The following is a 9,362-nucleotide window of genomic DNA, read 5'->3' as shown; positions in this document are numbered from 1 at the left end:
TTGTTATTTTTTAAGGCTACGGCAGCCGCGTAGATCTAAACCTCTCTTTTCGTCGGCAGCGTCAGATTGGTATAAGAGAGTCCCTCAGGGTTCCCCTCACGGACGTTGGGCGTGCGGCTTTGGTGTCTGGCCGGGCTGGTTCGCGGGTGCCGGTGGGTGGGGTGGTCCGTGAAGGGCTCCTTGAGGGAATCTGAGTCCGTGAAGGGGCCCCTCACAGAACCGCGGCAGGTCGTGAGGGGAGCCCTGAGGGAATCAGAGTCTGTGAGGGTTCCCCTCACGGAACTTGGCTCAGCTGCGGAGGTTGAAGGTCCAGCGTGCGTGTGCGCCAGGGCCGACAGTCAGCGTTGAGTGGCCGATCTGTTCGACGTGCCTTGTGCCGGCGGGGTGGTTGAGGGCCAGGTCGATCTGTCGCAGGCCGACCTGGTCTGCGGGGACCGTGTCGAAGCGGAGGGTGGTCATGCCGTCGGTGGCGAGGGCACCGGTGGGGAGTTCTCGTACTGCCATTCCTCCGGCGCGCAGCAGCGGCAGGGTGTTGGCGAGGTCGCGGGCGGTGATGCCCAGGCGGATGCCGGTGACGTCGCGCATCAGGTGGTTGCGGTAGTCGTCTGGCAGGTATCGGTTGCGGCTGACGTCGCCGGGGTATTGCGCGGGGCCGGTGTTGCTGCGCGGGTCGGCGAAGTACTCCGGGCGGTATTCCATGCCCCAGGCGCCGAAGGTGTCGTACTGGTCGGTGGTGAAGACTCCATTGAACCACGGGACTGGCTTGCCGTCGCCGAAGTCGCGGGTTTGCAGGAATTCCAACGGGTTCGTAATGCCTGCGTCGCGTAGGTGCTGGACCACTGTGGACAGTTGGCCGGTGTGTTCGACCGAGACTCCCAGGCCCGCCGAACCTAGGTCGCCGTCCTTGCCTGGGACGTCGCCGACACCGAACAGTTCCAAGTAGGTTTCGCGGCCCATCAGGTAGCGGCCGGTCCATTTTTCACCGCCCGCGCCGGTCGTGGTGCGGACCTGGAAGTTCGCGAAGTCCTTGAGGTAGGCCGAATGCTCGATGGCGTCGGCGGTCTCGCGGTCCAGGACGCCGTAGGAGTGGTTGAAGTGCAGGACGGGCTGTTCGTCTGCTTGCGCGGTGCCGGTGCCGGTCGCGGCCAGCGCCAGGAGTACGGCCAGGAGCTGCAGGATCGTCCGGGTTCTTCGATGTGTCGACATGGCGGAGCAGAGTATGGCGACCGCAGCCCGTTGGTGGGGCTTTCGGCGAAAACGACCGCAACGGCCTACTGAGAATGTCTTTCCCGTTGTCCGGTCAAGTGGAAATTAGTTCACTTGGAGCAGTGACAGTGCCTCGCGTTGAGTAACAGAATCAGGTCCTCGTGCCACCTGATCGGGTGGCACGTCGCGAGGGCATCCGAAAGGACCTGTCAATGACCACTCACCACTGGGGACCCGCCGGGAGGGCGCGCCGTCGCCTGACCGCGGCGGTGTTCGCCGCGGCTGCCGCCCTGCTCGTGGCGACCGCGCCGAACGCCGCGGCTGCACCTGCCGCAGCCGCGAGCACCACGGCCGAGACTCCGGACAACCACCAGATGGGCGCCTCCATCCGGGCGCACGAACCGGGCAGCGGTTCGGTCGCGCCGGCGTCGGTCGAGACGACCACGTCGGGCATCGACGTGAGCAGCTACCAAGGCGCGGTCGACTGGCAGTCCTATTGGAACCAGGGCAAGCGGTTCGCCTACGTCAAGGCGACCGAGGGCACCGGCTACCAGAATCCGGACTTCACCCAGCAGTACAACGGTTCGTACCGCGTCGGCATGATCCGCGGGGCATACCACTACGGCCGTCCTGATATCTCAGGGGGCGCGGCGCAGGCGGACTACTTCGTCGCGCACGGCGGCGGCTGGTCGAAGGACGGCAAGACCCTGCCCGGCACGCTCGACATCGAATGGGGGCCCAGTTCGGCCTGCTACGGGCTGAGCCAGTCCGCGATGGTGTCGTGGATCAAGGCGTTCAGCGACGAGTACCACGCGAAGACGTCGCGCTGGCCGGTCATCTACACGGCCAACAGTTGGTGGACCCAGTGCACGGGCAACCGTGGCGACTTCAGCTCGACCAACCCGCTGTGGGTGGCGGCGTACTCGTCGTCGCCGGGCGCGCTGCCGTATGCCTGGGGTTTCTACACCTTCTGGCAGTACACCTCGACGCCGCTCGACCAGGACTACTTCAGCGCCGGTCTTGACCGGTTGAAGGTGCTGGCCACCGGCTGATCCGGTCCCGTCCGGGAGCCCGTGCTCCCGGACGGGCTTTCAGCACCCGGCCAGCACCTCCATGACCGCGCCGACGATCCGCCGGGTCTGCGGCTGGCACGCCGCCCACGTCGTGAGCGGAACGCTCGGCTCGACCAGCTCGCTCCAGGCCCAGCCGGGCAGCATGCGGTTTGCGCTGGGACGGCTCAGCAGCACCGCGTCCGCTTCGACGGCTTCCGCGCAGGCCAGCGCGTTCTCGTTGAACCGCGCCAACCGCCAGTTCGGCGACACTCCGAGCCCGTGCGCCGCCGCGAGCATCTGGTCGTGCCCGGCCGGGACCTGCGCCCGCGAGTGCGCGAGCACCCGGACGTCGTCGAGATCCCGCAACCGGCATTGTGCGCGGCCGAAAAGCTGGTGGCCAGGCCGGATCGCGACCCCGAATGGATGCTCGAACAACAACCGCCCGTGCAAGGTGGACGGCGGGTTCTGGTGGACCAGCCCGATGTCGATCCGTCCCTCGCTGAGCATCCGCAGCTGCTCGGTGCTGCTGGCGTCCAAAAACGACAGTGCGGCGTCCGGTACCTGACGGCGGATCTCGGTCAGCGCCGCGAGCACCCAGGCCTGCGGAATCCCCGGCGGCAACGCGATCTCGACCTGCTCCTTCACCGGAGCCGCGGACCGCGTGACCTCCCGCGTCGCGTCGGCGAGTCGCAGCAACTGCCGGGCGTGTTCGTGCAGCGCGCGGCCAGCCACGGTCGCCTGAACGCCGGTCGGCACGCGGTCGAATAAGGGGGTCCCGAGTTCGCGTTCCAGGACGCGGATCTGCCGGGTCAGCGCGGGCTGCGACATCAGCAGCGACCCGGCCGCCCGGCTGATCGACCCCTCGGTGAAGACGGCGACGAAGTACCGCAGCTGACGCAGTTCCATACCCTGGGGTTATACCCCCTTCGTTTGCACCACGGCCGACACCGGCGGACGCTGGGTGGCGACGGGAGCCCCAGATGCCGGAAGGAGCCGCTGCCCCGATGAGCAAACGCCAAGTCCAGGTGCGCCGGGTCTACGACTCGCCAGAATCCGCAGACGGCTCGCGGGTCCTGGTCGACCGGCTGTGGCCGCGCGGGCTGAGCAAGGACCGTGCACACCTGGACGACTGGCTCAAGCAGATCTCCCCGTCGACGGAACTGCGCAAGTGGTACGCGCACGATCCGGAGCGCTACGACGAATTCGCGGAGCGCTACCGGTCGGAACTGGAAGAACCGGAACGTGCGGAGGCGCTGGGCCACTTGCGTGCGCTGGCCAAGAAGGGGCCGTTGACGCTGTTGACCGCGACTAAACGCAGCGACATCAGCGAAGCGGCGGTATTGGCTGACCTGCTCCGCTCTTCCTAGCCGGTCGAGGAGGGGCCGACCGCGATGCCGTTGCGTTCGGCGTACCGGCTGCCCCATTCGTACAACGCGGTCAGCGCCGGGCGCAGCTCGTCACCGTCGGGAGTCAACCGGTACTCGACCGTCGGCACCCGGCCGGCCACCTCGGTCCGGTCGACCAGTCCGGCCGCGGCCAGCTCCCGCAGTTGCGCGGTAAGGACTTTCTCGGTGATCGACGGAATGGCCCGGCGCAGCTGGCCGTACCGGTGCGGGCCTTCCTTGAGCCGCGCCAAAATCACCGGCTTCCACTTCCCGCCCATGACGTCGACGGCCAGTTCGACCGCACAGGAGTAGCGCGCTTTCATCCCTCCATCATCGCCTGCCGCGGGTACGCACCGGCAAGTGCGTACTAGGCGACCGGCCCGGCGCGTGCTTGGGTGGCACGGTGATCATCGAGTACATCCGGTACCGCATTCCGGACGGCGGGCACGCGGAGTTCGAAGCCGCTTACCGGCGGGCGGCGGAGTCGCTCGCGGCGGCGGAGCAGTGTCACGACTACGAACTCACGCACGCAGTCGACGAGCCGGGCAGCTATGTCCTGCGCATTGTCTGGACTTCGGCCGACGCGCACATCGAGGGTTTTCGGGGTGGGCCTCATTTCGCCGCGTTCCTCGCCGAGATCCGGCCCTATGTCGAGAACATCGAGGAGATGCGGCATTACGAACGCACCGAGGTGGCCGGGCCGGGCGGTGCGGTGCCGACGCTTTACGAGTGGGCAGGCGGAGCGGCCGCGCTGGCCAGGCTGACCGAGGCGTTCTACGCGAAGGTGCCCGACGACGACCTGCTCGCCGAGGTGTTCGCCGGGATGAGCCCGGAGCACCCCGCGCACGTCGCGGTGTGGCTCGGCGAAGTGTTCGGTGGTCCGGCCGCGTACACCGCCAGCCATGGCGGGCACGAGCACATGATCTCCAGGCATGCCGGCCGGGCGATCACCGAGCCGCAGCGGCGTCGCTGGGTCTCGCTGCTGCTCGCCACGGCCGACGAGGCGGGGCTGCCTGCGGACCCGGAGTTCCGCGCCGCACTCGCCGGATACCTGGAATGGGGGAGCAGGCTCGCGGTGGTGTTCTCCGCGCCGGACGCCCGGCCCGCGGGCGAGCAGCCGGTGCCTCGCTGGGGTTGGGGCTCGGCTCCTCCGTGGACCGGAAACTGAATCCGCGCTATCCCGTCCGTCGCAATCGCCGAATGATTCCGCGTACCACCAATGGCACGCAGATCGCCGCGAACAACACCAGCGCCGCCCACGCCCCGAACCCGCCGAATCCGCCACCCTGATAAGCGGCGGGCTCGGCATTGCGCCAATCCTTCGACCCGCCGTTGGCCTCCGAAGCATCCGGCCCCGAAGACGAGGACGCCCCCGGCCCCGCCGATGCCTGCGCGCTGGCCGAAGACTTCGGTCCTTCCTTCGCCCCCGCTTTCGGTCCGCCGCCATTCCCTCCGTGGGTCAACGCATCCACCCCGCCCATCGCGGCAAACGGATCCTGCGGCGCGGTAGCGCCCGCCCCGAGACCTCCTTGGAACGTCGGGTTGGCGCAGTTCCCGGCATTGAGCTGTTTAGGCGGACGCCCGGTCAGCCGAGCATTAGCGTTCATCATCTCCTGGGACAGGTTGGGCGGCAGCGGCGAATACCCGATCCGCGCCATGTTGATCTGCCCGTCGCAGGCGACGTGCTCGATGAACGCGGTCATCGTGTCCGCCTTGGCCCCGTCCGAGTATCCGCCCTTGCAGGTGTCCCGCCCGGACCCGCACGGCGTCATCAAATACGAATACGCCGAAATGGGATACGTCGACGGCTCCGGATTGGCGTAGACGCCGGACAGTTCCTGGCTGAGGTCCGGCCGCAGGTTGGCCTTGGTCAACGCCGCCGCGATATTGGCCGCATACGGCAGGGTGTACTTCCCGGCCTGGTTCTCCACCCAGGCGGTCGGCGCGTTGTACTTCTTCGCGTAACCGAATTCGTCGTAACCGATGGAAAACGGGACGCTGCCGTTGGCGAGCGTTTGCGCGATCTGGTCGGAGTCGGCGAACAGCCGGTAGAAATCCGCGTCCGGCCCCCGGGTCGGCAACTGGATCGGCCGCACCCCGGACGGCAGCGGGCCGATCCCCTTGTCGACATTCCGGGCGATGAAGTCACCGTACGGTCCGGGCGCGACGTGTGCCACGAAGTCGTAGAACAACGCTGTGGTGCCGGACTGTCCGCTGCGGCCCACCAGGGTGATCGGCTGATCCGGCAGGGCGAAGCCGCCATTCGTCGCGCTGATGGCCGGATCGCTCCAGCGCGTGATCTGCCGCGCGAAGATCCGAGCCACCACATCGCGGGTCAGATGCAGCGTGTCGACCCGGCGTCCACCGGCGTCGGTGACGTTGTACATCACCGCCACCGCGCCCGCGACGTCCGGCACATACTGATAGCCACGTTGCTTCGCGGTAGCCCCACCGCCACCCGCCGCTTCCAGCGAACTGACTTCGGCCTCCGTGCCCGCGAAGTCAACGGTGTGATCGCCATATTGATTGACTCCGGCCGGAGAACCGAGCGCGCTGTAATTGACCGGAATACCGCGCGAATTAGCGCCGTTCTGCCAGTCGCTCATCGCGAGCCCGACGTAAGTAGACCCGGACCCGTTGACCTGGCTGAACGCCTCGGCGGCCGGAGCAAGCAAAACCTGGCAAGCCAGCAGCGCCCCCGCGCAGCCGAGTCCGGCCCATCTCGTGCGGTGCATCAACAAACTCCCAGCTCAGCCAAACCGGCCATGGACATAGTCGTGGGTGCGGCTGTCTTCCGGACTCTCGAAGATCTGCTCAGTGGAGCCATGCTCGACGACTCGCCCAGGTTCGTTCTCCCCGGCGAGAAAGAAGGCACAGTGATGCGAAACCCGTTGTGCCTGCTGCATATTGTGCGTGACGATCACGACCGTTACCTCGTCCGAAATCTCCACGATTGTCTGCTCGATCCGCCGCGTGGACGTCGGGTCGAGCGCCGAGCAGGGTTCGTCCATCAGCAACACATTCGGCTGCACCGCGAGCGATCGCGCGATGCACAGCCGCTGCTGCTGTCCGCCGGACAGCGCGCCGCCAGGGGAGTTCAGCCGGTCCCGGACCTCCCGCCACAGCCCGGCCCGCTCGAGGCTTTGCTCGACCAGTCCGTCCTTGTCCGCACACTTGACGCCGGCGAGCTTGAGTCCGGCGAGCACGTTGTCCCGAATGGACATCGCCGGGAACGGATTGGGTTTCTGGAACACCATGCCGATCCGCAGCCGGGCGTGCTGGGCGCGGGTGCCCTCGGCGTAGATGTCGTCGCCGTCCAACAGGACTTCTCCGGCGAGGCTCGCGGTGCCGACGAGTTCGTGCATTCGGTTGAGAATGCGCAGAAACGTCGACTTCCCGCAGCCGGACGGGCCGATCAGCGCGGTGACCTCGTTGGCGGGCATCGCGAGGGTGACGTCCTCCAGCACGAGCCGGTCACCGAACCAAGCGTGCACGCCGCGCGCCTCCAGCGCCGCAGCACCCGGCGGCGGCCCGCCGAGCACCCGGACGGGTTCGCGGACTTCGAGGGTTTCGGTCACCGGGCACTCCTGGGTTTCGTGCGGCGCGCCGACCAGCGTTTGCGGCCGATCAGCCGGGTCAGGGCGAACAGCGCGAAGATCAGCAGGATCAGCACCAGCGCGCCGATGTACCCGCGTTCCTGCGCCGAGGCGAGCGGTTCTTTGATGTAGCGGTAAACGAAGCGGGGCAAGCTTTCCTGCGGATCGCTGAACGGGTTGAAATTCATCGAAAGCGTGCCGAAGGACGTGAACAGCAGCGGTGCGGTCTCGCCGACCACGCGCGCGATGCCGAGAATGATCGCGGTGCTCACGCCAGTGCGCGCGGTCGGCAGCACCACTGACCAGACCGTCCGCGCGCGGCTCGCGCCGAGGGCGAGCGACGCCTCGCGCAGACCGTCCGGCACGAGTCGCAGCACCACGTCGACGGTGCGGGTGACGGTCGGCAGCATGATCATTGTCAACGCGAGCGTCGCCATGAACCCGGAGAAGCCGAGCTGAGCGGGCGGCAGAATCAGTGCTGCATAGACGAAAAGACCGGCGACCACCGATGGCAAACCGCTCATGGCGTCCACGAAAATCCGCACCGGACGGCGGAAACGGGACCGGGTTTCGTTGAGGAACACCGCCGTGAGCACGCCGAGCGGAACGACGAACACGAGCGCGAGCGCCGTCTGTTCCAACGTGCCGACGATCGCGTGCAGGCCACCGGTCGCCGTCGCCGGATCGGTCGGTGCGACGGCCGACATGTCGTGCCCGAAGAACGCCAGCCGCAGGCTCGGCACGCCCTTGGCGACGATGTAGCCGAGCAGGAACAGCAACGGGATCAGCAGGCCGACCGCGCCGCTCACCACGACCGCGGACACCAGTTTGTCGACCGCGGCGAGCCGTCCGAGCCGGTCGCGGGTGACGAGGTAGAGCATCCCCAGATAAAGCAGGTACGCCACGACCAGGTCGGCGAGCCAGCCCGGCGAGACCAGCAGCTGATGCATCACGAACCAGGTCAGCAAGGTCGCCGACGCGGCGCAGCCGAGTGCCACTAGGCGGTCTTGCGGAGTGGTCGCCGACGTGCGACGGCGAACCGGAATCGGACGCACCCCGGCGGTTTCCTCTTCGGGGAGGACTTCGGTGGCAGTCACGCGTCGACCCCCGCTCCGGAACGGCTGCGGGAAATGATCACCGACGCGGTGAAGTTCGTCGCCAGCGTGAAAGCGAACAACACCAGCCCGGCCGCCATCAAACCGCTCAACGCAGGCCCGGACTGTCCCGCGTTGTTGGCGATGAACCCGGAAATAGTCGCGCCGCCGAACTCCAGCAGATGCGTTGTCAATTCCGGAACCTGGGGCAGCAGAAGGGAAACCGCGATCGTCTCGCCGAGCGCACGGCCGAGCCCGAGCATCGATCCGCCGACGATCCCGCCGCGGCCGAACGGCAGCACGACCGTGCGCACCATGCCCCAGCGCGTGCTGCCGAGCGCGAGTGCCGCTTCCTTTTCGCCGGGCGGAGTCTGGGTGAAAACCTCGCGGATGACCGACGTCGTGATCGGAATGACCATCAACGACACCACCAGCCCCGCGACGAACATGGAATTGAACAGCACCGCGCCCGGTTTCGTGTCGAACAACGGGAACCAGCCGAGATTGTCCGTCATCCATTGCGACAACGGAGTGATGTACGGGCGCAGGAAGCTGAATCCCCAGAGGCCGTAGAGCAGACTGGGAATCGCAGCGAGCAGATCGACCAGCCCGGTGAGGAATCCGCGCATCCGCGGACTGGCGTAATCGCTGATGAACAGCGCGGCCAGCACCGAGAACGGCACCGCGACCGCGACCGCGATCAGCGCGACCACCACCGTCCCGTACAGCAGGCCGAGGACGCCGAAGTGCCCGGAAGCCGGGTCGAACTGGATCGTGGTGAAAAAGCCGAAACCGCTGGCCTCGAACGTGGGCGCGGACCGGTAGACGAGGAAGAAGCCGATCACGATCAAGAGCGCGAGCACCGAAAGCCCGGCCCCGCTCGTGACGCGGCGGAAGAGCCGATCGGCGCGGGAAGGCAGATCGGCGAGGACGAGACGGTCCGGCGGCGCGGGGCCGGACGGGGAGGACGAGACGGTCACGGAAGCGAGTATTACGAGCCGGAAGCGGAGAAAGTTGGCTGGACAGCGA

At 67.3% G+C, this 9,362-nt stretch carries 10 protein-coding genes; 3 read left to right on the top strand and 7 right to left on the bottom strand.

Annotated features, from left to right (window positions below; genetic code table 11):
• Positions 1-288: 288 nt before the first annotated feature.
• Positions 289-1,206 carry a DUF5829 family protein gene (locus tag D0D37_RS22010; protein ID WP_116202454.1) on the bottom strand — a complete coding sequence of 306 codons (918 nt, stop codon included), beginning with the start codon at positions 1,204-1,206 and terminating at the stop codon, positions 289-291.
• A 212-nt stretch (positions 1,207-1,418) separates the two neighbouring features.
• Here D0D37_RS22010 and D0D37_RS22005 point away from each other — a divergent pair, with 212 nt between their 5' ends.
• Positions 1,419-2,258 (top strand): GH25 family lysozyme, encoded by an 840-nt coding sequence (locus D0D37_RS22005; protein WP_162834382.1) that lies wholly within the window; start codon positions 1,419-1,421, stop codon positions 2,256-2,258.
• A 39-nt stretch (positions 2,259-2,297) separates the two neighbouring features.
• Here the strand turns inward: D0D37_RS22005 and D0D37_RS22000 are convergent, their stop codons facing one another.
• A complete protein-coding gene (locus D0D37_RS22000) occupies positions 2,298-3,164 on the bottom strand; it encodes a LysR family transcriptional regulator (RefSeq protein ID WP_116202452.1) in 867 nt (288 codons plus the stop codon).
• Between the two features lie 98 nt (positions 3,165-3,262).
• Between D0D37_RS22000 and D0D37_RS21995 the strand changes: the two genes are divergently transcribed.
• Positions 3,263-3,625, top strand: coding sequence for a DUF488 domain-containing protein (locus D0D37_RS21995; protein ID WP_116202451.1), 363 nt, complete (start codon positions 3,263-3,265; stop codon positions 3,623-3,625).
• On the opposite strand, the gene D0D37_RS21990 is transcribed toward D0D37_RS21995, so the two are convergent.
• The gene (locus tag D0D37_RS21990) at positions 3,622-3,966 is read right to left on the bottom strand and encodes a winged helix-turn-helix transcriptional regulator (protein WP_116202450.1); all 345 of its coding nucleotides are present in this window, start codon (positions 3,964-3,966) and stop codon (positions 3,622-3,624) included. The genes D0D37_RS21995 and D0D37_RS21990 overlap by 4 nt on opposite strands.
• A gap of 80 nt (positions 3,967-4,046) precedes the next feature.
• Between D0D37_RS21990 and D0D37_RS21985 the strand changes: the two genes are divergently transcribed.
• Complete coding sequence (locus D0D37_RS21985; RefSeq protein WP_116202449.1) at positions 4,047-4,811, top strand: group II truncated hemoglobin; 765 nt, start codon at positions 4,047-4,049, stop codon at positions 4,809-4,811.
• A gap of 7 nt (positions 4,812-4,818) precedes the next feature.
• On the opposite strand, the gene D0D37_RS21980 is transcribed toward D0D37_RS21985, so the two are convergent.
• From D0D37_RS21980 to pstC, 4 genes are read right to left on the bottom strand one after another with little or no spacing between them, the layout of a single operon-like run.
• The gene (locus D0D37_RS21980) at positions 4,819-6,378 is read right to left on the bottom strand and encodes a substrate-binding domain-containing protein (protein ID WP_116202448.1); all 1,560 of its coding nucleotides are present in this window, start codon (positions 6,376-6,378) and stop codon (positions 4,819-4,821) included.
• Positions 6,379-6,393: 15 nt separating this feature from the next.
• A complete protein-coding gene (locus D0D37_RS21975; RefSeq protein ID WP_425266964.1) occupies positions 6,394-7,185 on the bottom strand; it encodes a phosphate ABC transporter ATP-binding protein in 792 nt (263 codons plus the stop codon).
• 32 nt (positions 7,186-7,217) lie between these two features.
• Entirely contained in the window at positions 7,218-8,336 is a 1,119-nt protein-coding gene (gene pstA, locus D0D37_RS21970; RefSeq protein WP_208720086.1) for a phosphate ABC transporter permease PstA, read from the bottom strand.
• Positions 8,333-9,313 (bottom strand): phosphate ABC transporter permease subunit PstC, encoded by a 981-nt coding sequence (pstC, locus tag D0D37_RS21965; protein ID WP_116202446.1) that lies wholly within the window; start codon positions 9,311-9,313, stop codon positions 8,333-8,335. Before pstC ends, pstA begins: the two co-directional genes overlap by 4 nt.
• Positions 9,314-9,362 lie beyond the last annotated feature (49 nt).

Source organism: Amycolatopsis circi (assembly GCF_003385235.1).
Lineage (GTDB): Bacteria > Actinomycetota > Actinomycetes > Mycobacteriales > Pseudonocardiaceae > Amycolatopsis > Amycolatopsis circi.
This window is presented reverse-complemented; position numbering and strand designations above follow the sequence as displayed.

Excerpts from the sequence above, each read along its gene's own strand:
- D0D37_RS22010 (WP_116202454.1), bottom strand. The coding sequence starts at position 1,206 with ATGTCGACACATCGAAGAACCCGGACGATCCTGCAGCTCCTGGCCGTA.
- D0D37_RS22005 (WP_162834382.1), top strand. The coding sequence starts at position 1,419 with ATGACCACTCACCACTGGGGACCCGCCGGGAGGGCGCGCCGTCGCCTG.
- D0D37_RS22000 (WP_116202452.1), bottom strand. The coding sequence starts at position 3,164 with ATGGAACTGCGTCAGCTGCGGTACTTCGTCGCCGTCTTCACCGAGGGG.
- D0D37_RS21995 (WP_116202451.1), top strand. The coding sequence starts at position 3,263 with ATGAGCAAACGCCAAGTCCAGGTGCGCCGGGTCTACGACTCGCCAGAA.
- D0D37_RS21990 (WP_116202450.1), bottom strand. The coding sequence starts at position 3,966 with ATGAAAGCGCGCTACTCCTGTGCGGTCGAACTGGCCGTCGACGTCATG.
- D0D37_RS21980 (WP_116202448.1), bottom strand. The coding sequence starts at position 6,378 with ATGCACCGCACGAGATGGGCCGGACTCGGCTGCGCGGGGGCGCTGCTG.